At 45.0% G+C, this 23,698-nt stretch carries 19 protein-coding genes and 8 tRNA genes (1 of these 27 cut by a window edge); 6 read left to right on the plus strand and 21 right to left on the minus strand.

Annotation, left to right across the window (positions count from 1 at the left end):
* Positions 1 to 84: 84 nt before the first annotated feature.
* From menB to NSQ16_RS15870, 4 genes are read right to left on the minus strand one after another with little or no spacing between them, the layout of a single operon-like run.
* Positions 85 to 900 carry a 1,4-dihydroxy-2-naphthoyl-CoA synthase gene (gene menB / locus NSQ16_RS15855; RefSeq protein ID WP_003229054.1) on the minus strand — a complete coding sequence of 272 codons (816 nt, stop codon included), beginning with the start codon at positions 898 to 900 and terminating at the stop codon, positions 85 to 87.
* A 34-nt stretch (positions 901 to 934) separates the two neighbouring features.
* Positions 935 to 1,759 carry a 2-succinyl-6-hydroxy-2,4-cyclohexadiene-1-carboxylate synthase gene (menH, locus tag NSQ16_RS15860; RefSeq protein ID WP_106073708.1) on the minus strand — a complete coding sequence of 275 codons (825 nt, stop codon included), beginning with the start codon at positions 1,757 to 1,759 and terminating at the stop codon, positions 935 to 937.
* Entirely contained in the window at positions 1,747 to 3,489 is a 1,743-nt protein-coding gene (menD, locus tag NSQ16_RS15865) for a 2-succinyl-5-enolpyruvyl-6-hydroxy-3-cyclohexene-1-carboxylic-acid synthase (RefSeq protein WP_327837442.1), read from the minus strand. The genes menH and menD overlap by 13 nt, the downstream gene beginning before the upstream one ends.
* Positions 3,486 to 4,901, minus strand: coding sequence for an isochorismate synthase MenF (locus tag NSQ16_RS15870; RefSeq protein ID WP_015251378.1), 1,416 nt, complete (start codon positions 4,899 to 4,901; stop codon positions 3,486 to 3,488). The genes menD and NSQ16_RS15870 overlap by 4 nt, the downstream gene beginning before the upstream one ends.
* Positions 4,902 to 5,190: 289 nt before the next feature.
* Here NSQ16_RS15870 and NSQ16_RS15875 point away from each other — a divergent pair, with 289 nt between their 5' ends.
* Complete coding sequence (locus NSQ16_RS15875) at positions 5,191 to 5,910, plus strand: yteA family sporulation protein (RefSeq protein ID WP_041340313.1); 720 nt, start codon at positions 5,191 to 5,193, stop codon at positions 5,908 to 5,910.
* A gap of 8 nt (positions 5,911 to 5,918) precedes the next feature.
* Here the strand turns inward: NSQ16_RS15875 and NSQ16_RS15880 are convergent, their stop codons facing one another.
* A complete protein-coding gene (locus NSQ16_RS15880) occupies positions 5,919 to 6,737 on the minus strand; it encodes a UTP--glucose-1-phosphate uridylyltransferase (protein WP_173614258.1) in 819 nt (272 codons plus the stop codon).
* A 171-nt stretch (positions 6,738 to 6,908) separates the two neighbouring features.
* On the opposite strand from NSQ16_RS15880, the gene NSQ16_RS15885 reads away from it, so the two are divergent.
* From NSQ16_RS15885 to NSQ16_RS15895, 3 genes are read left to right on the plus strand one after another with little or no spacing between them, the layout of a single operon-like run.
* The gene (locus NSQ16_RS15885; protein WP_339232293.1) at positions 6,909 to 8,195 is read left to right on the plus strand and encodes a UDP-glucose/GDP-mannose dehydrogenase family protein; all 1,287 of its coding nucleotides are present in this window, start codon (positions 6,909 to 6,911) and stop codon (positions 8,193 to 8,195) included.
* Positions 8,192 to 9,142: an NAD-dependent epimerase/dehydratase family protein gene (locus tag NSQ16_RS15890; protein WP_038429503.1), complete on the plus strand. Its 951-nt coding sequence runs from the start codon at positions 8,192 to 8,194 to the stop codon at positions 9,140 to 9,142. The genes NSQ16_RS15885 and NSQ16_RS15890 overlap by 4 nt, the downstream gene beginning before the upstream one ends.
* Before the next feature lie 2 nt (positions 9,143 to 9,144).
* Positions 9,145 to 10,368, plus strand: coding sequence for a glycosyltransferase family 4 protein (locus NSQ16_RS15895; protein WP_038429504.1), 1,224 nt, complete (start codon positions 9,145 to 9,147; stop codon positions 10,366 to 10,368).
* Positions 10,369 to 10,441: 73 nt separating this feature from the next.
* Here the strand turns inward: NSQ16_RS15895 and NSQ16_RS15900 are convergent, their stop codons facing one another.
* The 3 genes from NSQ16_RS15900 to cotSA are packed head-to-tail and all read right to left on the minus strand — an operon-like array spanning position 10,442 to position 13,078.
* The gene (locus NSQ16_RS15900) at positions 10,442 to 10,873 is read right to left on the minus strand and encodes a hypothetical protein (protein WP_069964273.1); all 432 of its coding nucleotides are present in this window, start codon (positions 10,871 to 10,873) and stop codon (positions 10,442 to 10,444) included.
* Position 10,874: 1 nt separating this feature from the next.
* Positions 10,875 to 11,930 (minus strand): spore coat putative kinase CotS, encoded by a 1,056-nt coding sequence (gene cotS / locus NSQ16_RS15905; RefSeq protein ID WP_339232298.1) that lies wholly within the window; start codon positions 11,928 to 11,930, stop codon positions 10,875 to 10,877.
* Between the two features lie 14 nt (positions 11,931 to 11,944).
* Complete coding sequence (gene cotSA, locus NSQ16_RS15910; protein WP_339232300.1) at positions 11,945 to 13,078, minus strand: spore coat protein CotSA; 1,134 nt, start codon at positions 13,076 to 13,078, stop codon at positions 11,945 to 11,947.
* A 189-nt stretch (positions 13,079 to 13,267) separates the two neighbouring features.
* Here cotSA and cotI point away from each other — a divergent pair, with 189 nt between their 5' ends.
* Together cotI and NSQ16_RS15920 are read left to right on the plus strand one after the other, a co-directional pair.
* Positions 13,268 to 14,341 carry a spore coat kinase CotI gene (gene cotI, locus NSQ16_RS15915; RefSeq protein ID WP_339232301.1) on the plus strand — a complete coding sequence of 358 codons (1,074 nt, stop codon included), beginning with the start codon at positions 13,268 to 13,270 and terminating at the stop codon, positions 14,339 to 14,341.
* 79 nt (positions 14,342 to 14,420) lie between these two features.
* Positions 14,421 to 14,888, plus strand: coding sequence for a TspO/MBR family protein (locus NSQ16_RS15920; protein WP_080529711.1), 468 nt, complete (start codon positions 14,421 to 14,423; stop codon positions 14,886 to 14,888).
* Between the two features lie 30 nt (positions 14,889 to 14,918).
* On the opposite strand, the gene glgP is transcribed toward NSQ16_RS15920, so the two are convergent.
* The 13 genes from glgP to NSQ16_RS15985 all read right to left on the minus strand — a co-directional run.
* Positions 14,919 to 17,315 carry a glycogen phosphorylase GlgP gene (gene glgP / locus NSQ16_RS15925; protein ID WP_339232303.1) on the minus strand — a complete coding sequence of 799 codons (2,397 nt, stop codon included), beginning with the start codon at positions 17,313 to 17,315 and terminating at the stop codon, positions 14,919 to 14,921.
* On the minus strand, positions 17,302 to 18,756 hold the full coding sequence (glgA, locus tag NSQ16_RS15930; protein WP_339232304.1) for a glycogen synthase GlgA: 1,455 nt from the start codon (positions 18,754 to 18,756) through the stop codon (positions 17,302 to 17,304). Before glgA ends, glgP begins: the two co-directional genes overlap by 14 nt.
* Entirely contained in the window at positions 18,753 to 19,784 is a 1,032-nt protein-coding gene (gene glgD / locus NSQ16_RS15935; protein WP_339232305.1) for a glucose-1-phosphate adenylyltransferase subunit GlgD, read from the minus strand. Before glgD ends, glgA begins: the two co-directional genes overlap by 4 nt.
* A gap of 23 nt (positions 19,785 to 19,807) precedes the next feature.
* A complete protein-coding gene (locus NSQ16_RS15940; protein ID WP_128993319.1) occupies positions 19,808 to 20,950 on the minus strand; it encodes a glucose-1-phosphate adenylyltransferase in 1,143 nt (380 codons plus the stop codon).
* Entirely contained in the window at positions 20,947 to 22,830 is a 1,884-nt protein-coding gene (gene glgB / locus NSQ16_RS15945; RefSeq protein WP_339232306.1) for a 1,4-alpha-glucan branching enzyme, read from the minus strand. Before glgB ends, NSQ16_RS15940 begins: the two co-directional genes overlap by 4 nt.
* A gap of 231 nt (positions 22,831 to 23,061) precedes the next feature.
* Positions 23,062 to 23,133: transfer RNA gene (locus NSQ16_RS15950), tRNA-Glu, on the minus strand.
* A 25-nt stretch (positions 23,134 to 23,158) separates the two neighbouring features.
* A tRNA-Ser gene (locus NSQ16_RS15955) sits at positions 23,159 to 23,249 on the minus strand.
* A gap of 3 nt (positions 23,250 to 23,252) precedes the next feature.
* Positions 23,253 to 23,327 (minus strand) — tRNA-Asn (locus NSQ16_RS15960).
* Between the two features lie 12 nt (positions 23,328 to 23,339).
* A tRNA-Ile gene (locus NSQ16_RS15965) sits at positions 23,340 to 23,416 on the minus strand.
* A 15-nt stretch (positions 23,417 to 23,431) separates the two neighbouring features.
* Positions 23,432 to 23,505, minus strand: a tRNA-Gly gene (locus NSQ16_RS15970).
* Positions 23,506 to 23,515: 10 nt separating this feature from the next.
* A tRNA-His gene (locus NSQ16_RS15975) sits at positions 23,516 to 23,591 on the minus strand.
* 17 nt (positions 23,592 to 23,608) lie between these two features.
* Positions 23,609 to 23,684 (minus strand) — tRNA-Phe (locus NSQ16_RS15980).
* A gap of 12 nt (positions 23,685 to 23,696) precedes the next feature.
* Positions 23,697 to 23,698, minus strand: a tRNA-Asp gene (locus tag NSQ16_RS15985); it runs 75 nt beyond the window's last position.

A 23,698-nucleotide genomic window follows, 5' to 3' on the forward strand; every position in this document is an offset into this window, starting at 1 on the left:
ATCTCCGAGGTAAAATGTCTGTATTGAAAAGAAAACAGCTTGGACCGCAAAGTCTCAAGCTGTTGGTTTACTAAGTATTGCTGATCACGGGAAACGAGGGAACTGTCCGAAATCAGGTTTGCGTTTTTCCTTAAAGGAATCACGGCCTTCTTTTGCTTCATCTGTTGTGTAGTAAAGAAGGGTAGCATCCCCTGCAAACTGCTGAATTCCAGCAAGTCCGTCTGTGTCCGCGTTAAACGCAGCTTTAAGAAAGCGCAGTGCGGTCGGGCTTTTTTCAAGCATTTCTTCACACCATTTAATCGTTTCTTCTTCAAGCTGTTCCAAAGGAACGACTGTGTTGACAAGACCCATGTCCAGTGCTTCCTGTGCGTTGTACTGACGGCATAGGTACCAGATTTCACGTGCTTTTTTATGTCCTACAATTCGAGCCAGGTAGCCAGAACCGTAACCTGCATCGAAGCTTCCCACTTTAGGGCCTGTTTGTCCGAAAATTGCGTTGTCCGCAGCAATTGTCAAGTCACATACGATGTGAAGCACATGGCCTCCGCCGATCGCATATCCGGACACCATCGCAACAACCGGTTTCGGGATGACGCGGATTAAACGCTGAAGATCCAATACGTTAAGACGAGGGATCTGGTCGTCTCCTACATATCCACCGTGGCCACGCACTTTTTGGTCTCCGCCAGAACAAAATGCTTTGTCCCCTGCACCGGCAAGCACGATAACCCCAACGTTTTGGTCGTCTCTTGCGTCAGCAAACGCATCAATCATTTCAGCAACCGTTTTAGGGGTAAACGCATTATGTACCTCAGGTCGGTTGATTGTTATTTTTGCAATGCCATTATACGTTTCATACAATATCTCATCGTATGTCCGTTTTGTTTTCCATTCAGCCATATGATGACCTCCTTTTATTCTCTATGTGAATGAGTCAGATGCTTGTCAAAAACTCACTCACTATTTTACCAAACAATCGCGGCTGTTCCACATGGACCGTATGTCCTGCTTTTGGAACAATCTCTATTCTACTAGAAGGAAGCATCTTATGCACCTCTTGATTGATGGCGCAAAATTTTTCGTCCCACTCCCCGCAGATCAGAAGCACAGGAACATCTATTTCCTCTACACGGCTCCACAAGGAAGGCTGTGAACCGGTGCCCATGCCGGTTAAACTGTTCGCAAGCCCAATCTTATTGTTCCGCAGACGACCCGATCGTATCCTGTACCGAATATCTTCAGCCAGCCTCTGCTGAGATGAAAACAAAGGGATATTCTCCCAATACGCAACAAACGCTTCGAGCCCGTCTCGTAAAATAAAATCAGCAAGCTTCCGGTCCCGCATGATTCGTTCCCGCCGTTCCCCAAGTGTTTTGAGTCCCGGCGTCGTGCTTTCAAGCACAAGTGCCGATACCCGCTCGGGATGTGTCATCGCAAAAGAGTAAGCAAGCCTTCCTCCCATAGAATACCCAATCAATTTCACTTTGTGAAGTTTTAATTGATCAAAAATCTCGGCAAGGTCAAAAACTTGCCGGCTTGTGCTGTATCTTTTCCCATTCAGCGGGGCATCGGTTTCCCCATGCCCTAAACAATCAATTTTGATCAAGCGGGAATCAGGCAGCATTTCATCAAGAAAAGTCCATGATTGTTTGCTGCCGGTAAACCCGTGCAGACAGACGACGGCTTCGGAAGCATTCGGTCCCCCGTCTGCCACTGCATATCGGACACCATCTGATACCGTTATGTTTACAGTTCCCATTGTTTTTTCACTTCCTGCACAGCCTCATTCAGCATATCGCGATGAAGCTGGACTCTTGATTGGCGATCCGTTTTGATTTCAATCAAATGGAGTCCGGGCTTGTCTGCCTGCGGCGCGTAAGCTGTTTTGAATTCATCCCAAGAAGCCGGGCATGAATACGTTCCGCCGTAAAGTGCAGCCGCATGCTTGAAATCGAGCCCTGTCGGTGTGCCGAACAAATCTTCAAAGTGTGTCTTCTCAGAAGCCTGCGGCAAAAAGGAGAAAATCCCTCCTCCGTCATTATTGACAAGAATCACAGTAAGAGGAATACCCAGCTTTTTGGCCGCCAGCAGGCCGTTTAAATCGTGATAAAAAGATAAATCTCCAATCACAAGGGTAACAGGCGCTTTTGTTCCTTCACATACCCCCATGGCAGAGGAGACGACACCGTCTATCCCGTTTGCTCCCCGGTTTGAATAAATCCGGAAAGGGCGGTCCTGCTTTTCAAAAAACGTATCAACATCCCTGATCGGCATGCTGTTTCCCACAAACAGCGAGCTGTTTTCAGGCACAAGATACTGAAGGATTCGATAGAGATTGCCTTCAAACGAAACATCTTCACTGCTGATTGTTTGCAGATGCTCGCGGAACCGCCTATTGACAAACTGCCACTTTTCCAGCCACTCTGAGGATCTGGTGGCAGCAGTAAGGCCTGCCATGATCTCCTCAGCAAAAACAAGCGCATTACAATGAATCATATGCGCGCTTGCCTGTGTCGGGTCTCTCCACCCTCCATCCTCGTCAATCACGATTTGCTGAATCGCCGGATCATCCTTAAGCCATAAGAAAACCGGTTTTGAAACAGGCATCGGCCCAAACCGAATGACAACATCAGGACGAAGTTTCCGCTTCAGCTCATCATCTTTTAAAAACGAATCATACGCATCAATTACAGTGCTTTTATCATGAACACCATTCCGCAGATTAGACAGCGGATCTGCTAAAATTGGATACTGAAGCGCTTTTGACAGCGCAATAATGTTTTCCTTGTCCGCATCACTATGGAGCTCTCCGCAGACGATCATTCCTTTTTCAGCCTCTGCGAGCATCTCAGCCACATCAGACAGGGACTCGCGGTCAACAGACTGCGTACCCGTTTTCACAGACACATGACGGCCTGTTCTCATTCTTCCAAACGGCTCATCTGAAAGATCCGGCATCAGCGGTTCGCGCAGCGGCACATTCACATGGACAGGCCCCATCGGGCGCTTTTGTGCTTCTCCGGCAGCGCGGCTTGCCAGCGTTCGGATGTATCTCAGCATTTGCGGAGACTCTTCAGGAAGAGCAGAGTCTGTGAAAAACTTAACAAAGTTACCGAATAAGAAGTGCTGATTAATAGCCTGCGGTGCGCCTACTTCGCGCAGCTCATGAGGCCGATCAGCAGTTAACACAATAATAGGCACCCTTGAATAATGGGCTTCAACCACAGCCGGATAAAAGTTGGCCGCGGCTGTTCCAGATGTACAGATCAATAGTACGGGACGCTGCTTCGCTTTTGCCAAACCTAAGGCAAAAAATCCGGCAGATCTTTCATCAATTTGGACATGGACGCTGATATCGGGATGCGCAGCACAAAGAACAGCCAGCGGTGTAGATCTTGAGCCCGGACAAACGACGGCGTCCGTAATTCCGGAAAGGGCGAATTCATCAATAAAACTTCCGATGTAATGAGTAATCGGGTTGACTGTCAACGCCTCTCACCTCCTAATGCAGAGATCATCGGCTTTAATTTAATCTGTGTTTCTTCATATTCAGAGATTGGTTCCGAGTCTTCCACAATACCGCACCCGGCAAACAGCCTTGCTGTGCTTCCTTCGATGAGCCCTGAACGAATGGCTACCGCGAATTCCCCGTTATCCTGGCTGTCAATCCAGCCGATAGGGGCCGCATACCAGCCGCGGGACATCGGTTCAATCTCCCTGATCACGTCAACAGCTTTTTCCTGAGGTGCTCCCCCAAGCGCCGGAGTGGGATGCAGCTTCTCAATTAAGTCAAAAATCGATGCAGACTCGCGCAGCTGTCCGACAATCGGCGTAAACAGGTGCTGAACGCTTTTTGTTTTGTACAAAACAGGTCCATCAGGCTTTTCAACCTCTGAACAGCTTGATACAAAAGCGTTATGAATCATACCTACCACAATATCATGCTCAAGCAGGTTTTTCTCATCGTTTAATAATTCAAGGCCTATCCGGCGGTCGTCTTCTTCATTCACGCCTCGTTTAATGGAGCCTGCCAGACAGGAAGACATAACAGTGCCGCCGTCTCTTTTGATCAGTCTTTCCGGAGACGCGCCGACAAAGGTTTTGCCTTCTTGTTCAATTGCAAAAACATAGCTTGTCTGCTGATCGTCCAGAAGCGTTTTAAGCACCGGTTCAATTTGGATTGGACCGTCAAACGTGAGCAACAGCTCTCGGGCAAGAACAACCTTATCATATTGTTTCTCTTTAATTTGGCTTGTGGCCGTTTCGATTGCTTTCAGCCAATCATCCTTATCCAGCTCTTCGGCTGCTGCAATCACAGCCTGATCTTCTTGCTTGAAATCGGGAACCATAAATTCCGCTGCAAAAGCTTTTAAGCCTTCTAAAACAGCTTCTGCATCTTCTCCTCCGCTTACCCATCTGTTAACTGTTAAGAACGGGCCTTCAGCAGTCATCGTCAGCATAAGCGCAGGCACAAAGAAATCCCCTTCCGAGAAATGGTCCCATTGTGAACCTCTTTCTTCGCAAGGGTCAAAAGAAAATCCTCCGAATAACACAGGTCCCACTGCAGAATGCTGCAGCTTTTCTTCTTCATAAATATGAAAAGCCGTCTTTTTAAAGCGCTCCCATTGTTCAAAAACCTCACGATACCGCTCGCTGTTTTTTTGATTTGTCTGGAAAACCGCTTCTTTGCCAAGACCGACTATTGTCAATTCACTTTCAGGATCTGACCAAAAAAATCGATTGCCTGTATATTTTTTTGCTCCGTAATTGAAAAATGATAGAGGGTCAAGAGACTCGATTTGTCTCGAATAGCTTATTAAGACAGCATGGTTGACTTCTTTGGCTTTATGTAATGCATGTAGAACTTCCTTTCGGAACGTACGCTGCACCGTTGTCACCATGAGACATTCCTCCATAATCCTTAAAATGCTTTTAATACCATACACCTGTGTCTCCTTTGTGTCAAACACAGATCATGCAGTCCAAATGGCCTGCCTTACCTATTATAAACCTAATTTCAGAAATGAAAAAGAAACAAAGCTTAAATTTCTTTCTCCACTGATAGCAAAGGTTGTATCCGCTTACCATAAAAGGAAAACCTCCTATATTCCTCCACCCGCCATTTATGAAAGTTCTCAGGCGATCTGTTCATACTAAAGGTATGCATCACAGAGAAACGAGGCGATCACATTGCTTACGAAAGAACAGCTTCAGCATTTAAAAAATGAACTGGAACAAACGAAAAAAGATATCTTAAACCGTTTCAAAGACAATGATCATTTTCAGCTTAACTCAGCATTTCCTTATGATTCGTGGGGTGAGCTTTCGGCATACGACAACCATCCCGGCGATCAGGCGACAGAACTTTACGAGCGTGAGAAAGACATCGCTCTAGACTTGCATGAGCGAGAGCACCTTCGGGACATTGAGCATTCATTGAAGGCGATAGAAAACGGTACGTATGGCATTTGTGAAGTCAGCGGAAAGGAAATCCCTTACGAACGACTTGAAGCGCTTCCGACTGCCACAACCCTCGCGGAGTATTCGTCACAGGACGTGGTTTCCAAAGACCGTCCGATTGAAGAAGAAACACCATTCGGGCAATTTGAATTTGATGATGATGAAGAAATCAGAGCGCCATATGACAGTGAGGATTCCTATCAGGATGTCGAAAAATATGGTAACTCACAAACGCCGCAGGATATGGAAAACCCTCCGCTCAGCTATGATGATATGACGATGAATGCCGAAGAGAATATCGGCAATACGGAGTCTTACGAAAATTTCATCGCTACAGATATCACTGGAAAAGAAATTACCGTTTATCAAAGCAGAGCCCATGAGCGCTATGAAGAAGAACTTGACGAAGAGGGAATCATGACCACATTCGGCGATCTCCACGCTGATTGAACCCCCGATTATTGGGGGTTCTTTTCAGTTTTCAGCATATCGTAAATCAGCTTCAGATAATCCTTTTGCAGGCCGATGTCATACCGCTCGCCCTCTAGCAATTTCCCGTATACGGTACATGCCCCAAGCGAAGCTTTTATCGCATCCGTTACCTGCACTTCTCCTCCGCTGTCAGCTTCTAATGCCTCCAGCTCATTAAAAATATCCGGTGTGAAAATATAACGCCCTGCTGCGGCAAAATGAGACGGAGGGTTTTGTTTAGGCTTTTCCACAATATCCTGTATGCGATAAAGCCCTTTTTCAACAGGCTCCCCTTTTATCACCCCGTAATGATGTAAATCCTCCGTTTTTGTTTCTTTTAAGCCGATCACACTGGACTGATATTTCGTATATGCTTCAATCAGCTGTCCCAAAGCCGGCTGATTGGCGGAAAAAATCAGATCATCTGGCAAAACGACGGCAAAAGGCTCTTTGCCTGCAAATTGCTTTCCAAAAGAAATGGCGTCGCCAAGACCCTTTGCATAAGGCTGGCGCACATAGTGAATCCGTATATTCGGAATGGGATGCTCACTAAGCAAATGCAGTTTATTCTTAGAGGCCAAAAAAGCCTCAAGTGCCAAAGAGGAATCAAAATAGTCGACAATCAGATTTTTATGGCTCGATACAACCATCAAAATGTCCTCAATGCCTGACTCCTTTAATTCTTCAACAAGATAATGAATCACAGGCTTAGATCCTACCGGAAACATTTCTTTCGGAATCACCTTCGTCACCGGCAGATTTCTCGTGCCGAATCCGCCTGCAGGAATGATCGCTTTTTTTATCATGTTATTTTCCCCTCAGCTCATGTTTATTACATGATATTCCAAGAGCGTATCCTGATGTTTGTACATCTAAAATTAGGCGGAAGCAACTGGGCAGAAAGCGGAATCACGAACCAGCCCTTTTTTAATAGGATATTGATATATGACCAGTAATCTTGTAAAGGAGCTCAGGTGATGAAAATTTGTGTGGTTGGCGCCGGGTATGTCGGTTTAACCCTATCAGCGGCACTGGCATCCATCGGACATGACATGATATGCACAGACAAAGACGTCAAAAAAATCGGGCAGCTGAAAAAAGGAGTCATTCCCTTTTACGAGCCTGGGCTTTCAGATGCAATACTTCGTTGCGGCAATCTCTCGTTTTCTTCTGAAGTGAAATCGAGCATGGAGGAATGTCCCGTTATTTTTATCGCAGTCGGAACCCCGCCGCGTTCGGACGGATCAGCTGATACGAAAGCCCTGCAGTCCGTCATCGGTGATTTAAGCGAGGCGATCCGATCGTATAAAACCATCATTACGAAAAGCACTGTTCCGCCCGGGACTAATGAAACCATAGCAAAACAACTGATTGCCTCCGGAGTGTCTAAAAACCTCTTTAATATCGTATCCAATCCGGAGTTTCTGCGGGAAGGCAATGCCTTATATGACATGCTGCATCCTGACAAAACAGTCATCGGTGTTCAGGAAGAAGATCACGTATCGGCAGCCATCGTCAAATCCATTTACAAACACATTGATACCCCTTTTATCGTTACAAGCTTAGCGGGAGCAGAGCTGATCAAATATGCCAACAATTTCTTTTTAGCAGCCAAAATTTCGTTCATTAACGAAATGGCCCGCATATGTGAAGCCTATCAATCAGATATCTCAGATATTTCCCGCGCTATCGGTCTAGACCCAAGGATCGGGGAGCACTTTTTGCAGGCAGGCATCGGATACGGAGGCTCTTGTTTTCCAAAGGATCTGCAGGCGCTGCAATTTGCTGCCCAGAAAAAAAACACGGAGACCTTCCTGCTCCAAGCCGTGCAGCACATTAATGACACCCAGCTCGGCCTGTATATCAAAAAAATACAGTCATTCTTCGAAACACTTCAAGGCAAGAAAGCGGCTGTACTCGGCATTTCCTTCAAACCGAATACCGATGACATTAGGAATTCTCAGGCTGTCAGACTGATGGAAAGGCTGGCGGAGCTGGGATGTGATGTTCATGCATATGATCCTGAAGCTGTACTTCCAGAACATTTGCGGCAGCATGTAACTCAGCATTCTCAAGCTTTTGATGCGATCGAAGAAAGCGACTTTTTATTTTTGGCGACAGAATGGCCCGAGTTTTTAGCGTTTGATTGGAAAAAGGCTGCAGATATCATGAAAGGGCGTCTTGTGATAGACGGGCGCAACGTACTGAAAAAAGAACTGATCGAGGCTTGCGGCCTGATCTGTACGGGAGTTGGCCGTCCATGAAAATACTCGTCACAGGAGCAGCGGGCTTTATCGGCTCCCACCTCTGCGAAGAATTACTAAAAGATAAGAAACATAACATTATCGGAATCGATGACTTTATCGGTCCTACTCCATTTTCCATGAAACTAAAAAACCTTAAAACCCTGCTGCAAGAAAAGCGATTTACGTTCATAAAGGAAAATCTGCTGACAGCGGATCTTGCTCCCTTACTGGAAGGAGTGGACGTCATCTTTCATTTGGCGGCCATACCGGGTGTCCGCTCAAGCTGGGGCAATCATTTTCACCCATATGCCGCACATAATATCCAAGCGCTCCAAAGGCTCCTCGAGGCGTGCCGGGAACATTCTATTCAAACGTTCGTCTTTGCATCCACCTCTTCCGTGTATGGCGAAAAACAAGGAAAAGTCAGCGAAAACACGTCGCTTTCTCCTTTATCTCCGTACGGGGTAACTAAGCTTACGGGAGAAAAGCTTTGCCATGTGTATCAACAGAGCTTTAGCATTCCAATTGTGATTCTCCGTTTTTTTACCGTATACGGGCCAAGACAGCGGCCGGATATGGCTTTTCACCGGCTCATTAAGCAGCACCTTCAGCAAAAGCCGCTTACCATCTTCGGTGATGGGCAGCAGTCAAGAGATTTCACTTATATCAGCGACTGTGTCAAAGGCATCACCGCTGTTCTTGGGAAACCCCACCTTATTGGTGAAACAGTAAATATCGGCGGCGCAGAGCGTGCCTCAGTCTTAAAGGTTGTCTCCCTCATTGAGGATATTTCCGGTAGAAAAGCAACACTGCACTTTTCGGACAAAATAGCAGGGGAACCGCGCAACACGTGGGCGGATATTTCAAAAGCAAAACAGCTCTTGCATTATAATCCCGCCACATCCTTAAAGGATGGCTTGACCAACGAAATCACCTATTTATCGTCGCTGTATCAGGGGGAATAAAAATGAAGCTTGCCTTTATCTGTACAGAAAAGCTGCCGGCGCCCGCAGTACGCGGCGGCGCTATTCAAATGATGATTGACGGTGTCACGCCCTATTTCAGCAGCAGGTACGACCTGACCATTTTTTCAATAGAAGATCCATCGCTCCCAAAAAGAGAAACAAAAGACGGCGTACATTATATCCATCTGCCAAAAGAACATTACCGCGAGGCAGTAGCCGAAGAGCTGCGAGCCTCTTCCTTTGATCTCATTCATGTGTTCAACAGGCCTTTAAATGTCTCTTTATATAAAAAAGCCTCACCAAACAGCAAGATCGTTCTGAGCCTGCATAACGAAATGTTTTCTGAAAAAAAGATGACCTTCGCGCAAGGAAAAGAAGTACTCGACAATGTCTCCATGATCACAACTGTGAGCGAATTTATTAAACAAACCGTCATTGAACGTTTCCCTGAAGCCGAGGACATCACAAAAGTTGTGTATTCCGGCGTTGATTTAAACTCTTATCCGCCCGTATGGACGATGAAAGGCTCGGCTGTCAGAAAAACATACCGGAAAAAATACGGTATTGAAGATAAAAAAGTTATTTTATTCGCCGGCCGCTTAAGCCCGACAAAAGGACCTCACCTTCTCATTCACAGCATGAGACGGATTTTGCAGCAGCACCATGATGCTGTACTGGTCATAGCGGGCGGGAAATGGTTCAGCGATGACAGCGAAAACCAATATGTCACCTATCTGCGCACGCTGGCGCTGCCATACAGAGACCACATAATTTTTACAAAATTCATTCCCGCTGACGACATTCCAAACCTTTTTCTGATGGCAGATGTATTTGTGTGCAGCTCTCAGTGGAACGAACCCCTCGCCCGTGTGAATTATGAAGCAATGGCGGCCGGCACGCCCTTAATTACCACAAACCGGGGCGGAAACGGTGAAGTCGTAAAACACGAAGTCACCGGCCTTGTCATCGACAGCTACAACAAACCTTCTTCATTTGCAAAAGCAATTGACAGAGCCTTTACAGATCAAGAATTAATGAGCAAAATGACAAAAAACGCCCGAAAGCATGTAGAAGCTTTATTTACCTTTACCCATGCTGCCAAAAGGCTCAATACTGTTTACCAATCCATTCTGACCCCGAAAAACAAACAATTTCCGCCGCCTTTTCTGACGCAAAATTTTGATTTATCATCTATCAATCAGCTTTTTGTGAAAGCAAAAACATAAAACCTACAGCTCGTGTTGCAAAACGGGCTGTTTTTTTGCTGCAGAAAACATAAAAAAAGGCATAAATGTGACTTTATGCCTTGCGCTTTACGGTTTGAGAAAACCATGGAGCTGGTTTAGATTCACTTGGAAGAATGATGATTTCCACTTTAGCTTCTTCCGCTAAGTCTGGTTCTTCATCTTCATCCTCTTCTTCATATGGAGGCACTGAGCGTTTCGAATCACGCTCCTCCTCAGGCTCTAGAATGGTTTCGAATTTCGTTTCTTCTTCATCATCGACGATTTTGTGATCTGTTTCCTTTTCCTTCGTTTCTTCTTGATATTCTTTCGGTGCATTGATGTGAGGGAGCTCTCGAATGCTGCCCACATCTAAATGCTTCTCCTCTTCTTCCTTCTCAGCTGACATTGAGTCATGAGCCTGCCACCCCATCGGCCCAGGCGGTGTAAATACGAATTGGTCGAGATCCAGTTTAGAAATAGAGGCTTTTTGTCTCGATGACCTCATGTCAATTCGCCTCCCGATACGCTTTTATCTTTTTATACAGTTCCGGCAGTTTATCCAAAAACGAATCTTTAGATTCTTCAACAGAAATCATGTTTTGCAGCGCCCAGTTATATTTCTCATCTGACCACGTTTTCTTTTGCTTCAAATAATATTTGTGCCCGATTGCACAGAACAAATGCGGAAACGCGAGATCAATCCAAAGTACCTCGTACTGTTTTTCTGTGAGCGGATACACTGCGTCGTAGGCCGCAAGCAGTGCGACCATGAAATCAGTATCCCATACAGAAAGCTTAACCATCACTTTATTCAGCAGAATACGAAGGTCTCTTGACGGCAAATCGTAGGTAATCGAGTGAAGCTCCTTTAAAAAAGGCTCCCCTTCGATCTCTGTCAAACGTGCCAATGTAAAATCCTGAAAACAGAATCCGCCATGCTCGAGCGTTTCTTTTGTCCAGGTTTCGTATTCTGAGTCATCAAGCGCCTGAAGAGCTTCTTTTCCTCTTGCCAGCATTTTATCAGCATGTTTTAAGAAAGTTTGCGAAAATACGTCATCAGGATAGGATGCCGCGATGTGCATATTCCCTTCAAGTTCCTGCAGCTTCCATCGGTACAATTTATGCCATTTCCCCAGCCTGCTTCTCTTCTTGCTTTCATCTGTGCAAACATATCCTTTTGAGGCATGATGAAATTGGCCGGTAAATGACATGACTTTTTTCATTTGCTCTGCATCATAGTAAATCATTTCTTTTCCTGTCACTTTGTCATATAAGCTGTAAGAAACCTGATCCGTGCCCAAGCAGCTCCCGCCATTTTTTGTTTGATGAATCGGCGCTATCGGCAGCCCTTGCTCTTGTAAATGGGCGTGTGCCTGAGTGATAAAAAGCATCCGCTCCGGTTTCATTTGCGCTTCTTTTAGCAGCTTTGGGCCATGATCAGTTTCGACTTCCCAGATTTTGCGTCCGCTTTTGTTCGATTTCAGCGCCACATTGTCAATATGAAAAGGATAATAGCTGAGAATTTCGGACACAATCTGTTCTTCATGCTCTTTTTGGTACACTCTGTTCACCCCTTCTATCTGTTCTTTTCATAGACGCTGAGCAGATTTTCAGCCACCCTCTGCCAGCCGAATTTGTTTTCTGCCTCGCGGCGGCTGTATTTCCCAAGCCGTTCCCGCTTTTCCGAGCTGCTCAGCAAATCATTGATGCGTTCGGCATATTGTTTAGGATTTTCAAAGTCATGAATGATGTAGCCGTTTTTCCCTTCCTCTATGACCTCTGGATTGCCTCCCCGATTGCTTGTAATAATAGGAAGTCCCGCAGCCATCGCTTCATAATGCACCCTTGCTAAAGGCTCCTGCCATTGCGAAGAGCATACAAATACATCTGACATGGTATAAAGGCGCGGAATGTCCTTTGGCTTCACAAATTGAATAAATATGACATGATCCTTTTGCATCGCACCAAGGGTATGAAGATGTTTGACATAGTTATTTAATTCATTATCTCCGAACCATTTTGACCCGATAAACACCATCATGACATCGGGGTGCTCCTCAATGATGTCCGGCAAAGCCTGCAATAATATGTGCGGGCCTTTGACTTTGCTAAGCCGGCCGACAAACAAGACGATTTTTTTGCCGTGAAGCCCCAGCTCGCTTCGCATCTCTTCGCGACCTCGCTGCCCTTCATTCGTCCAGCGAGGGTGGTACGTTTTTAAATCCACACCGGAATACACCGTTTTTGTTTTTGATCGTGCTGACGGAAAACGGCTTGTGATCGTCTGTCCGATATAATCGCTGACCGTAACAATCTGCGCTACGGAGTCGATGCAAATCTCGCCTTCCGCCTGGCTGATTTTATCGTAAGCGAACATTTCATTGTGAACGCTTAAAATAAAAACAGCATCCGGCGCCTGTTTCTTCAATTTCGGAACCCAGCTTGGGCGATTACAAACATGCACAAGATCAAAACGGCTCTTTTTCAGCTCTGCTCCAACGGCTTCTTCATAACGGTCTTCATCCAAATGCACATAATGGACACCGTCTACCTTCTCTCTATCAGCGAGATTCGGATCTTTAATAGAAAACACAGTCACCTCATGTTTTTTGGCAATTAAAGGGGCAACCGCTTCGAGGTAGATTTGAATGGCGCCTCCTCGAACCGATGGGACAGGAAGCTTCTCTGTGGCGATCAGTGCTATTTTCATACATAGCCTCCATTCCTGCATGATTTTTAACTAGTTAGAATCATGATACGGCTGAACAACCAACTTGTGCGGAATGGGACTGCCCTAAAAACAAAACGGGTAAACAACCAGATTCATCTATTAAATATAGTCAAATAACTCAATCATTTTTTCCTTTTGATTCATAAGGTAGGAGTAAAACAGGTAAGGATGTGTCCTTTAATGGCAGAAAACCATGAAGTCATTGAGGAGGGGAATTCATCAGAGCTTCCTTTATCAGCAGAAGATGCAAAAAAATTAACGGAGCTGGCTGAAAATGTGCTTCAAGGATGGGATGTGCAGGCTGAAAAAATAGACGTCATTCAGGGAAACCAGATGGCGCTTGTCTGGAAGGTCCACACAGGCTCCGGCGCGGTTTGTCTAAAACGAATACACAGGCCAGAAAAGAAAGCGTTGTTTTCCATTTTCGCGCAGGACTATTTAGCAAAAAAAGGCATGAATGTTCCTGGCATACTCCCAAACAAAAAAGGCAGCCTATATTCCAAGCACGGCTCATTTCTATTTGTCGTATATGACTGGATCGAAGGAAGGCCGTTTGAGCTGACTGTAAAGCAGGACTTGGAGTTTATCATGAAAGGCCTTGCTGATTTTCATACAGCTTCCGTCGGATATCAGCCGCCAAATGGCGTTCCCGTATTTACCAAATTAGGTCGCTGGCCGAATCACTACACGAAACGATGCAAACAGATGGAAACGTGGAAGCTGATGGCGGAGGCGGAAAATGAAGATCCTTTCTCACAGCTTTATCTTCAGGAGATAGATGGCTTTATTGAAGACGGGCTGCGCATCAAAGACCAGCTTTTGCAGTCGACCTATGTTCCATGGACTGAACAGCTGAAAAAAAGCCCTAACCTTTGCCACCAGGATTACGGAACCGGAAATACACTCTTAGGGGAAAATGAACAGATTTGGGTCATTGACTTAGATACCGTTTCATTTGATCTGCCTATTCGCGATTTGCGCAAAATGATTATTCCGCTTTTGGATACGACGGGCGTTTGGGATGAAGAAACATTTCATGTCATGCTGAACGCATACGAATCCAGAGCCCCATTAACTGAAGAACAAAAACAAGTCATGTTTATTGATATGCTGTTTCCTTACGAGCTTTATGATGTCATTCGCGAAAAATACGTCCGCAAGTCTGCTTTACCGAAGGAAGAATTAGAATCAGCTTTTGAATATGAACGCATTAAAGCAAACGCATTGCAGCAGCTTATTTAAGACCATCATTTCCCCCGCATATCGGGGGTTTGATCTTTATAAGATAAAGGGTAAATAAATACATGCGGAGGTTGCAAATATGAAAAAGATTGTCGGCGCTTTAGCCGTTTTTGTGATTACATATGCGCTGTTTTCAGCCGCAGGCTACCTGTTTCCTGTGGACCAAGAATGGTACAATTCATTGAAAAAACCGGACTGGACGCCAAGCGGAACTGCGATCGGCATCATTTGGGCCATCCTGTTTGCCCTGATCTCCCTTTCAGCAGCCATAGTATATGCTGCGTTTTCATTTAAAGGTGCGAAAAGCTTTTGGTTTACACTTTTGATAAATTACGTGCTGAATCAAGCCTTCAGCTATTTTCAGTTTACGCAAAAAAATCTGCTGGCTGCATCGCTTGACTGCCTGCTTGTCGCCATCACAGCAATCATATTACTGATCATTGCCAAAAAATACAGCAGAACCGCAAGCTATCTTCTTTTGCCTTATTTTTTATGGAGTGCATTTGCGACGTTCTTATCCTTTACAATCAATTCAATGAATCTGTGAACAAAAAAAGCCGCTTATACAGCGGCTTTTTCACATCATCGGCTTGATGCCCCAAATGTCCTTCGCATATTCCCGGATCGTGCGGTCGCTGGAGAAATATCCTGAATGAGCAATGTTTACAATCGAACGCTCAGACCATTTCCTTCGCTCTCGATAATCAGCTTGAATTCGCTCCTGCGCATCTGCATATGAGCTGAAATCCTTCAGCACAAAATACTCATCATTATGCGGAAGCAGCGAGTCAAAGATCGATTCAAATTCATCTGCTTCTCCTTCAAAAAAACCATTGATCAGCTGATCCGCTACCTGCCTGATTCTTCTGTCATGCTGATAATATTCCCTCGATCTATAGCCGCCGTTTTCCTGATACGATAGAACCTCATCCGCCTTTAAGCCGAACGTGTAAATACAGTCAGGGCCCACCCGCTCAAGGATCTCGATATTTGCGCCGTCATGCGTGCCGATCGTCAAAGCCCCGTTCATCATAAACTTCATATTCCCTGTACCAGACGCTTCCTTGCTTGCAGTTGAAATTTGCTCACTTACGTCTGATGCCGGAAAAATTCGCTCAGCCATAGAAACTCTATAATTTTCTAAAAAAACAACTTTGATCAGCTGTTTGACCGCCGGATCATAATTGACTTTTTCTGCGACAGAATGGATCAGCTTAATGATTTTCTTAGCATAATAATAGCTTGGTGAAGCCTTTGCCCCGAAAATAAAGGTTTGCGGGTAGATTGAAAACCCCGAATCCTCCTTGAGGCGGTTATACAGATACATAATGTGAAGAACATTCAACAGCTGCCGTTTATATGCATGAAGCCGTTTCACCTGTACGTCGAATATGCTCTCAGGGTTCACAACCACCCCGGCCGTGCAAAAAATCAAATCGGCAAGCTCTTGTTTTTTCTTGCTTTTGTTGTTTTGAAACTGTTCAATAAATGCAGGATCAGAGGCGTACGGTTCTAAACGGATCAGCGATTCCGGCTGCTTGACCCATTCATCACCGATCGCCTCTGTAATGATGGCAGACAAGCCTGGATTCGCTTTTAACAGCCAGCGCCTGTGGGCAATTCCATTCGTCTTATTGTTAAAACGATTCGGAAACAGCAAGTGAAAGTCGCGCATCTCCCTTTCCTTTAATATATCGGAATGTATTTTTGCAACGCCATTTACACTGTAGCTGCCTACTATGGCCAGATGAGCCATTTTGACAACACCATGCGCTGTAATCGCCATGTTCTCTATCCTTTTCCAGTCTCCCGGATACTTTTCCCAAACTGCGCGGCAAAACCTCTCATTGATCTCTTCAATAATCATGTACATTCGCGGGAGCAGCGGCTTAAACAAATGAATCGGCCATTTCTCGAGCGCTTCTGACAATGTTGTATGATTTGTATAAGAAATCGTATGTACAGTGATATGCCAAGCTTCTTCCCAGCTCATGTTCTCTTCATCGAGCAAAATCCGCATCAGCTCAGGCACCGCAAGCGCAGGGTGAGTGTCATTAATATGAATGCTCACTTTTTTATGCAGGCCGGATAAAGATTTATGTGTTTTTCGGTAATTGTTCACAATGCTTTTTAAGCTTGCGCATACTAAAAAATACTGCTGCTTCAGCCGTAAAATTTTCCCCTCATCATGGGTGTCATCGGGATATAAGAATTCAGAAACCGCTTCTGTTTCCCGCTTATAAGACAAAATATTATCGCCGTGATAATGCGCATAGGGCTCGGCGTTCCAGAGCCTTAACGTGTTGACAGTGCCCGTTTCATAGCCGATGACCGGGATATCATAAGGAACAGCGGTAACAATTGTCGCTTGCTCGTGGCGAAAATGCAGGCGCCCGCTTTTTTCTGTCATATGGACTTCGCCCCAAAACGGCACGTCCACTGCCTGATCTGCATTCCTTACTTCCCATACGTTCCCGTTTTTCAGCCATTGCTCAGGCAGTTCCACCTGATGTCCGTCTACAATTTTTTGCTCAAACAAGCCATGCTTATAACGTATGCCCATCCCGTGCCCCGGCAGGTTCAACGAAGCAAGAGAATCTAAAAAGCAAGCGGCCAAGCGGCCAAGCCCGCCGTTGCCGAGACCTGCATCGTTCTCTATCTGAAGAATTTCCTCTAAATTGATGCCGATTTCCTTTAAACCAGCTTCTACAACATCACGAACACCAAGATTCATTAAGTTTTGCTCAAGGAGCTGACCGAGCAGAAATTCGATTGATAAATAATATGTCTGCTTCCCGGAATTTGATCTGCTTTTTTCATTCGTTTCGATCCAATCAGCGCTGATATACTCTCTGACCATATTGCCCAACGTTTTATATTGATCCAGCTTGGCAGAATCTTTAAAGCTTTTTCCGCACGTCATTTCCAGACGCTTTAAAAATAAGTCTGCAAAGCGTTCTTTACTCGAGAACATCCCGTCCACTCCTTGTCACCTGCTCGAAAATACGCTGATACTCTTTAGCCGACTTCCCCCAGCTGTAATCTGCATTCATAGCGGTCTTCACGATGCTCTTCCATACATCCTGTTGGCAATAAAACGACAGCGCCCTTTCTATCGTAAATTTCAGATCATGCGCATTAAAGGCGGAAAACGTAAAGCCATTGCCCGTTCCCTCTTCCTCCTGATAGGCACGGACAGTGTCGTAAAGACCGCCCGTTTCCCTGACAATCGGAATGGCGCCATATTGAAGAGCAATGAGCTGCCCCAAACCGCACGGCTCAAATTTCGACGGCATCAAAAACATATCAGAGCCCGCATAAATTTGATGAGCTAGCGGCTCATCAAACCCGATATAAGCCCGGCACTTCTCATGAAAAGCAAATTCTGCATACCGGAAATAATCTTCAAATTCACGTTCTCCTGTGCCTAGCACAACCAGCTGTATGTCTTGCTCCTCAAGAAGTTCGTGCATAATTCTGCGGACAAGATCAAGCCCCTTTTGTTTAGTAAGCCTTGTCACCATACTGATCAGCGGAATATCGTTTTTCTCTGGAAGCCCCATCCGCTGCTGAAGCTTCGTTTTGTTTTCCAGCTTGCATGCAAGATCCCCTGAATCGTATTGCGCCTCTATATAAGGGTCGCTTTTCGGCTGATAGAACGTATCATCAATGCCATTTAATATGCCGGTTACATCATCTTCCCTATATTGCAAAACCTGTTCCAACTGCTCACCATAATACGGAGTCAATATTTCATTTCTGTAAGTGGGGCTCACAGTTGTCACATGATCAGCCGCAATGATGCCCGCCTTCATAAAATTAACAAATCCGTTGCATTCTAACCTTTCATAATGAAAATGATCCATCTCAAGACCCAGCAAGTCATGTGTGACATCAGGAGGGAATATGCCTTGAAACTGCAGGTTGTGGATCGTGAGCACGCTTTTCATCCGTTCATAAAAAGGATGTTTTCTGTACTCCTCTTTCAGCAAATAATTGACCATCGCTGTATGCCAATCGTGAGTATGAACAATATCGGCTTGAACATTCACAACTTTGGCAGCCTCCAGTACAGCTCTTGAAAAAAAGGCAAACCGCTCACCGTCATCATAATGCCCGTACAACGAATCCCTGTTGAAATAGTACTCATTGTCGATGAAGTAATAATTCACATCATCTTCGGCCATATGTTCAATTCCGCAATATTGCTGCCGCCAGCCGACAGCTACCGTACACTCAGCCTGTTTTTTCATACGCTTTTTCCACGGTTCAGGTATTTGGCTGTACTTCGGCAGCATCACAGCTACTTCATTGCCTAATCGTGCAAGTGCCTTTGGCAGAGCACCTGCTACATCGGCAAGACCTCCTGATTTAACAAATGGGGTGCATTCTGACACAGCAAATAATATCTTCAAGAATTCATCAGCTCTCCTTGCACCAAACCTTTTCTTAATACAAGCGGCTGGTCAGCTGTTCCAGCAGCTTCCGTCGCCTTGCCGATTTTAACGTCCTTATCCGAAATGACCTGCTCAAGAAGACAATCCTCGCCAATCTGCGTTTTTTGCATAATAATACAGTTTTTCAGCTTCGTACCCTTTCCGACATGAACCGCCCTGAACAAAATGCAGTTTTCAACCTCTCCTTCAAGCACACAGCCGTTTGCCACCAAAGAATTTTTGACAGTGTTGTGCTTTCCGTATTTCGTAGGCGGCTCATCCTTCACTTTTGTATAGATCGGCTGCTGCGGCAAAAACACCTGCTGCCAAAAACGAGGCTGAATGAGCTCCATACTGTGGGTATAATATTTTTCCACCGAATCAATGACAGCGGCATAACCTGAATATTCATAAGGGCAAATGGTCAGGGCGGAAGATTCCTTTTCAACAGCCTCCTGAATGGTTTTATAGCCTTTTTCGCTATGTCCGTAGATCAGATCCTTTAAAAGCGTTGTTGACATGATATAGATTTGCAGCGACTGGCCGTCCTGAAATACCTCGGTGACGTCGCAGCCAACCTCCTGATGGCGTTTCAGCACATATTGAAATTGAATGTTGCATACGGTATGGCTGTTGGAGATTACAGCATATTGCTGAGTGCTTCTGTGGAAGTAATCTAGATGGTCCGAAAACTGGCGAAAGGAACCGAATTCATCGTACTCGTGATGAAGATGGGGAGACGGGAAAAAAAAGAGGCCGTCCTTTTTCCGGTGCAAATCCCATTCCTTACCCGCCCCAAGGTGATCCATGAGCGAACGGTAACGATACTTCGGAAAAATTGCAACACTCCTAATATCCGCATTCACCATGTTGGAAAGCATAAAATCAATCAGTCGGTACCTGCCGGCAAAAGGGATCGCCCCGAGCGACCGCTGTGCTGTTAAATCCTGAAGAGAATGCTTATATGTGGTTTCATCTATAACACCTAACATTTGATTATTGAACACTGACTCTGCCCCCTCTTCAGTAATTAAATCAATTCTTTTTCTACAAATTCCTCTGAAACGAGCAGCACCTCTTCAATGTCTTTTTCGGAGCGAATCACTGCGCCATCCGGCAGCACCATCCCATTAGGAACAATGGCATTTTCAATGACTACATGCTCCCCAATCGTCACATCCGGCATTATGACGGATGATGTAACAGTCGTATGCTTACCAACAGTCACACCTTGAAAAAGAACGGAGTGAGACACATTTCCATATACAACACAACCTTCGTTCACAAGCGAATCTTGAACCTGCGCATCAGATGAAATAAATTGCGGAGGCTGATTTGGATTGACGGAGTAAATTTTCCATTTGCGTTCAAACAGCTTCAGCTCCGAGTCCTCTTTTAACAAATCCATATTGGCTTCCCACAAGCTCTGCACCGTTCCGACATCCTTCCAATATCCCTTGAACGGATAAGCAGAAAGCTTCTTTTTCTCCTCCAAAAGCAGAGGAATAATGTCTTTGCCGAAGTCGTGGCTAGAATAAGGGTTTTGATCGTCCATCTCAAGATACTGTTTCAAAAGCGGCCAATTGAATATATAAATCCCCATTGAGGCAAGATTGCTCTTAGGGAATTTGGGCTTTTCATCAAAATGTGTGATCGTCCCATCTGGATTGGCCTTCATGATGCCGAACCGGCTTGCTTCCTCCAAGCCCACTTCGATGACAGAGATGGTCACATCTGCTTTCTTTTCAATGTGATAATCAAGCATTTTGCCGTAGTCCATTTTGTATATGTGATCTCCTGATAAAATCAGTACATACTCAGGATCATACTGATTCAAATAATTGAGATTTTCATAAATGGCGCTTGCCGTCCCTTTATACCACTTGACTTCTGATGACTCGGCATAAGGGGGTAAAACCGTCACGCCACCATTATATCTATCCAGGTCCCATGCACTGCCGATCCCAATATAGGAATTCAGCTCAAGCGGCTGATATTGCGTTAAAATCCCGACTGTGTCTATGCCTGAATTTGAACAGTTGCTTAGGGTAAAATCAATAATCCTGTATTTTCCCCCGAAAGATACAGCCGGTTTAGCCATATTTTTTGTTAATCCGCTGAGACGGCTGCCCTTCCCGCCGGCAAGGAGCATGGCTACACATTGTTTTTTCATCTTTTTATCTCTCCTCTTTTTTTAACCGCCCGTAAAATCGAGATGCCGTAAGGGGGGATGGTCATCGTGATATAACACGGTTTATGATGAAGTGCTCCCTTTTTGGCCGATAACGGCTTTTTGTTGATTTGCCCTGAGCCTCCATATGTTTCACTGTCACTGTTAAGCACTTCAATGTATTGAGTAAAAAAAGGAACTCCAACATCATATTGATGATAGACCACGGGTGTAAAATTACAAATGATGACAAGCGCCTCACCGTGCTTTTTGCCATAACGAATAAAAGAAAAGATTGATTGTTCGTCATTATGGACATCAATCCATTCAAACGATTGTGCACGATGGTCATGCTCGTAAAGGATTTTGCTTTTTTGGTAAAAGCGGAGAAGATCTTGCGTAAAAACGCTGGCTTTCTGATGCATGGGGAAGGAGTCCAAAAACCAATCAAGCTGTTCTGTATCTTTCCATTCATCAAATTGGGCAAACTCTGATCCCATAAAGATCAATTTCTTTCCTGGATGCACTGTCATATAGCCCAGCAAAAGCCGATACTGGGCAAATTTCTGCCAGTAGTCGCCAGGCATTTTATTAAGAAGTGATTTTTTTCCGTATACGACTTCATCATGAGAAAACGGCAATACAAAATGCTCACTAAACGCATATAGTAATGAAAAAGAGATAAGCTGATGACAATGCCGCCTTTCTTCGGGTGGCGTCTCCATGTATTTCAGTACGTCATTCATCCATCCCATATTCCATTTATAATGAAAACCAAGCCCCCCTTCCTCAACGGCACCTGTCACTTGAGGCCATTCTGTAGAATCTTCCGCAATCATCATCACATGGGGATATGCCTCTCTCATGGTTTGATTGAGTTTTTTTAAAAACTCAACAGCATATGGATTCGTGTGGCGTTCATCCTGATTTGGCCAATACAAGATATTAGCCACTGCATCAACCCTAAATCCATCTATATGATAGAATTCCGCCCAGTACAACGCATTCGAAATTAAAAAACTATGAACTTCCGGTTTCCCCAGGTCAAAGTTTGCCGTGCCCCATAACCAGTTCTCCCGATCACGTTCTTCTTTGTATTCATAAAGCGGTTCTCCATCAAACATATAAAGGCCATGTGCATCTTTACAAAAATGTCCGGGGACCCAATCCAAAATGACTCCGATATTTTGTTGATGACATTCATCAACAAACTTCATCAGATCATGCGGCGGGCCAAACCTGCTTGTCGGGCTGTAATACCCCGTTCCTTGGTACCCCCATGAACGATCATATGGATGCTCATACACCGGAAGCAGTTCAATATGGGTAAACCCATGCTCCTTGATATAAGGGATAAGCGTCTGACTTAATTCTTTATAGGAATAATGCCTGCCATCAGAATGCTTCTTCCAAGACCCAAGATGCAGTTCATAAATGAAAACAGGTTTTTCATACAGCGTCTTAGCCTTCTGTTTCTTTTGCCATTTTTGATCTTGCCAGCTGTACCCTTCCAAATCGTAAGTAAGTGACGCTGTGTTTGGTCTGACTTCTGAATAATTAGCGTATGGATCTGCCTTCAGCCTGATCTCACCGTTATTCGTCACGATTTCATATTTATATCGTTCCTTTTCTCCTAAACCTGGAATAAATAACGTCCAAATACCACTATCATTCACTCTGTGCATCACATGCTCTTCTCCAGACCAGCTGTTAAAATCTCCAGCCACTCGTACTTCCGACGCATGAGGCGCCCACACACAGAATTCATATCCGCTTTTGCCATTCAGCTCGCGGTAATGCGAGCCAAACAGCTGATAGCTTTTAAACAGACTGCCTTCGTGAAAAAGATAAACATCCTGTGCTGTCGGGCTGGCAGCGGCCATGTAATCATCCTTTCTGACATCATAGTTTTCATTTATAGTATTTATTCGAAGAAATAAAAAAAAGCCCTTTCCTGAAAGCGCTTATACTTATAGACAATTAACTTCATTTTCTGAAGAAAAACGAAATATATGGAGATTTTTGTAGTCTGTTTTTAAAATAAAGAACAAAATCTAAGACATATCATGATTTAGAAAACAAAAAAACCTTGCAGGATATGCAAGGCTTCTGGATGACCCGTACGGGATTCGAACCCGTGTTACCGCCGTGAAAGGGCGGTGTCTTAACCGCTTGACCAACGGGCCGAAAATTATTATATCTGTAATCATATGGCGGAGAAGGAGGGATTTGAACCCTCGCGCCGCTTACACGACCTACACCCTTAGCAGGGGCGCCTCTTCAGCCACTTGAGTACTTCTCCATTTGGCTCCACAGGCAGGATTCGAACCTGCGACCGATCGGTTAACAGCCGATAGCTCTACCACTGAGCTACTGTGGAATACAAAAGTCATGGTGGGCCTGAATGGACTCGAACCATCGACCTCACGCTTATCAGGCGTGCGCTCTAACCAGCTGAGCTACAGGCCCATGACGATATAGAAATGGAGCGGGTGATGGGAATCGAACCCACGACATCAGCTTGGAAGGCTGAGGTTTTACCACTAAACTACACCCGCAATTTTTATTTGGGGCGATTGATGGGAATCGAACCCACGAATGCCAGAGCCACAATCTGGTGCGTTAACCACTTCGCCACAACCGCCAAAATATATTGATAAATGGTGGCTCGGGACGGAATCGAACCGCCGACACACGGATTTTCAGTCCGTTGCTCTACCAACTGAGCTACCGAGCCTAAGTATTTAAATG

It is taken from the genome of Bacillus sp. PS108 (genome assembly GCF_037963335.1).
Lineage (GTDB): Bacteria > Bacillota > Bacilli > Bacillales > Bacillaceae > Bacillus > Bacillus subtilis.

Coding starts and splice junctions, on each gene's coding strand:
- menB (WP_003229054.1), bottom strand. CDS start 900: ATGGCTGAATGGAAAACAAAACGGACATACGATGAGATATTGTATGAA.
- menH (WP_106073708.1), bottom strand. CDS start 1,759: ATGGGAACTGTAAACATAACGGTATCAGATGGTGTCCGATATGCAGTG.
- NSQ16_RS15870 (WP_015251378.1), bottom strand. CDS start 4,901: ATGGTGACAACGGTGCAGCGTACGTTCCGAAAGGAAGTTCTACATGCA.
- NSQ16_RS15880 (WP_173614258.1), bottom strand. CDS start 6,737: ATGATAAAAAAAGCGATCATTCCTGCAGGCGGATTCGGCACGAGAAAT.
- NSQ16_RS15885 (WP_339232293.1), top strand. CDS start 6,909: ATGAAAATTTGTGTGGTTGGCGCCGGGTATGTCGGTTTAACCCTATCA.
- NSQ16_RS15890 (WP_038429503.1), top strand. CDS start 8,192: ATGAAAATACTCGTCACAGGAGCAGCGGGCTTTATCGGCTCCCACCTC.
- NSQ16_RS15895 (WP_038429504.1), top strand. CDS start 9,145: ATGAAGCTTGCCTTTATCTGTACAGAAAAGCTGCCGGCGCCCGCAGTA.
- NSQ16_RS15900 (WP_069964273.1), bottom strand. CDS start 10,873: ATGAGGTCATCGAGACAAAAAGCCTCTATTTCTAAACTGGATCTCGAC.
- cotSA (WP_339232300.1), bottom strand. CDS start 13,078: ATGAAAATAGCACTGATCGCCACAGAGAAGCTTCCTGTCCCATCGGTT.
- cotI (WP_339232301.1), top strand. CDS start 13,268: ATGTGTCCTTTAATGGCAGAAAACCATGAAGTCATTGAGGAGGGGAAT.
- NSQ16_RS15920 (WP_080529711.1), top strand. CDS start 14,421: ATGAAAAAGATTGTCGGCGCTTTAGCCGTTTTTGTGATTACATATGCG.
- glgP (WP_339232303.1), bottom strand. CDS start 17,315: ATGTTCTCGAGTAAAGAACGCTTTGCAGACTTATTTTTAAAGCGTCTG.
- NSQ16_RS15940 (WP_128993319.1), bottom strand. CDS start 20,950: ATGAAAAAACAATGTGTAGCCATGCTCCTTGCCGGCGGGAAGGGCAGC.
- glgB (WP_339232306.1), bottom strand. CDS start 22,830: ATGGCCGCTGCCAGCCCGACAGCACAGGATGTTTATCTTTTTCACGAA.